The organism is Clostridium sp. CTA-17, from assembly GCF_054767895.1.
This window is the reverse complement of record NZ_BAAABF010000023.1, coordinates 1-2,500: the sequence shown is the minus strand read 5'-3', so window position 1 is coordinate 2,500 and position 2,500 is coordinate 1. Positions and strand designations below refer to the sequence as shown.

Genomic DNA, 2,500 nt, shown 5'->3' with positions numbered 1-2,500 from the left:
AACTCACATGGGAAACCCCATGTATCATTAAGTGAATACATATGATCCAGAGTACCACGAGACACGTGAAACCTTGTGGGAAGCAGGGAGGACCACCTCCCAAGGCTAAATACTACCTGATGACCGATAGTGAAGCAGTACCGTGAGGGAAAGGTGAAAAGAACCCCGGGAGGGGAGTGAAATAGAACCTGAAACCGTGTGCCTACAACCGCTCAGAGCCCCTTATGAGGGTGATGAGGTGCTTTTTGTAGAACGAGCCAACGAGTTACGGTATGTAGCAAGGTTAAGTACTTAAGGTACGGAGCCGAAGGGAAACCGAGTCTGAATAGGGCGACTAGTTGCATGCCGTAGACCCGAAACCGGGTGACCTATCCATGGCCAGGTTGAAGCGAGGGTAAAACCTCGTGGAGGACCGAACCACGTTGCTGTTGAAAAAGCATGGGATGAGCTGTGGATAGCGGAGAAATTCCAATCGAACCCGGAGATAGCTGGTTCTCTCCGAAATAGCTTTAGGGCTAGCGTCGAGTATGAGTAGTGGAGGTAGAGCACTGAATGGGCTAGGGGGCATAGCGCTTACCGAACCTTATCAAACTCCGAATGCCACATACTTTGAGCTCGGCAGTCAGACTACGAATGATAAGATCCGTGGTCAAAAGGGAAACAGCCCAGATCGTCAGCTAAGGTCCCAAAGTGTAAGTTAAGTGGGAAAGGATGTGAGATTTCTAAGACAACTAGGATGTTGGCTTAGAAGCAGCCATTCATTAAAAGAGTGCGTAATAGCTCACTAGTCGAGAGATCTTGCGCCGAAAATGTAACGGGGCTAAACTTACCACCGAAGCTACGGGCTTGAACATAGTTCAAGCGGTAGGAGAGCGTCGTAACCGGGCTGAAGTCGTACCGTAAGGAGCGGTGGACTGGTTACGAGTGAGAATGTTGGCATCAGTAGCGAGATGTGGGTGAGAATCCCACAGGCCGAAAACCTAAGGTTTCCTCAGGAAGGTTCGTCCGCTGAGGGTTAGTCGGGACCTAAGCCGAGGCCGAAAGGCGTAGGTGATGGACAACTGGTTGATATTCCAGTACCACTACCATCGTTATTATCGATGGCGTGACGCAGGAGGATAGTGTGTGCTAGCTATTGGATGCTAGTCTAAGCGTTTAGGCAGTGAGAGTAGGCAAATCCGCTCTCATAATGCTGAGGCGTGATGGGGAAGGTTCTACGGAACCGAAGTACATGATTCCACGCTGCCAAGAAAAGCGTCTAGAGAGAGAAGTAGTGCCCGTACCGCAAACCGACACAGGTAGGTGAGGAGAGAATCCTAAGGCCGGCGGAAGAATTACAGTTAAGGAACTCGGCAAATTGACCCCGTAAGTTCGCGAGAAGGGGTGCCTACGAGAGTAGGCCGCAGAGAATAGGCCCAAGCAACTGTTTAGCAAAAACACAGGTCTCTGCTAAAGCGTAAGCTGATGTATAGGGGCTGACGCCTGCCCGGTGCTGGAAGGTTAAGGGGAACACTTAGCGCAAGCGAAGGTGTGAACTTAAGCCCCAGTAAACGGCGGCCGTAACTATAACGGTCCTAAGGTAGCGAAATTCCTTGTCAGGTAAGTTCTGACCCGCACGAATGGCGTAATGACTTGGGCACTGTCTCAACTGTAAATCCGGCGAAGTTGTAGTGCGAGTGAAGATGCTCGCTACCCGCGATTGGACGGAAAGACCCCGTAGAGCTTTACTGTAGCTTAGCATTGAGTTTTGGTATTGTCTGTACAGGATAGGTGGGAGACTAGGAAACCAGGGCGTCAGCCTTGGTGGAGTCAACCTTGGGATACCACCCTGACAGTACTGAAATTCTAACTGGCGGCCATGAATCTGGTCACAGGACATTGTTAGGTGGGCAGTTTGACTGGGGCGGTCGCCTCCTAAAAAGTAACGGAGGCGCCCAAAGGTTCCCTCAGAACGGTCGGAAATCGTTCGAAGAGTGCAAAGGCAGAAGGGAGCCTGACTGCGACACCCACAAGTGGAGCAGGGACGAAAGTCGGGCTTAGTGATCCGGTGGTACCTCGTGGGAGGGCCATCGCTCAACGGATAAAAGCTACCTCGGGGATAACAGGCTGATCTCCCCCAAGAGTCCACATCGACGGGGAGGTTTGGCACCTCGATGTCGGCTCGTCGCATCCTGGGGCTGAAGTAGGTCCCAAGGGTTGGGCTGTTCGCCCATTAAAGCGGCACGCGAGCTGGGTTCAGAACGTCGTGAGACAGTTCGGTCCCTATCCGTCGCGGGCGTAGGAAATTTGAGAGGAGCTGTCCTTAGTACGAGAGGACCGGGATGGACTGACCTCTGGTGTACCAGTTGTTCCGCCAGGAGCACAGCTGGGTAGCTAAGTCGGGAATGGATAAACGCTGAAAGCATCTAAGCGTGAAGCCAACCTCAAGATGAGATTTCCCATAGCGTAAGCTAGTAAGATCCCTTGAAGAACACAAGGTTGATAGGTCGGGGGTGTAAGC

Annotated in this window: 1 rRNA gene (cut by a window edge); it reads left to right on the top strand. The window is 52.0% G+C overall.

Annotated features, from left to right (window positions below):
• A 23S ribosomal RNA gene (locus ACYUCG_RS15150) occupies positions 1-2,500 on the top strand (its annotated part extends 124 nt beyond the left edge of the window); the annotation flags it as partial.